Genomic DNA, 230 nt, shown 5'->3' with positions numbered 1-230 from the left:
TGGATCCCGACACCTGAGCGTGCGATCGACCAGCCGTTCCTGATGCCGGTCGAGGACGTGTTCTCGATCTCCGGCCGTGGTACTGTTGTGACGGGCCGTGTCGAGCGTGGCGTGATCAACGTGGGCGACGAGATCGAGATCGTCGGCATCAAGGACACGCAGAAGACGACCTGCACAGGTGTTGAGATGTTCCGCAAGCTGCTGGACCGTGGTGAAGCGGGCGACAACAT

1 protein-coding gene is annotated in these 230 nt (G+C 61.3%); it reads left to right on the top strand.

Annotation, left to right across the window (positions count from 1 at the left end; translation table 11 throughout):
- On the top strand, positions 1–230 hold a 230-nt coding region (locus Q0792_RS20105), incomplete at both ends, for an EF-Tu/IF-2/RF-3 family GTPase (RefSeq protein ID WP_298845359.1).

Source organism: uncultured Roseobacter sp. (assembly GCF_947495025.1).
Classification (GTDB): Bacteria; Pseudomonadota; Alphaproteobacteria; order Rhodobacterales; family Rhodobacteraceae; genus Roseobacter.
Note: the sequence above shows the minus strand (reverse complement) of the source record. Positions and strands in the feature narration are given on the sequence as shown.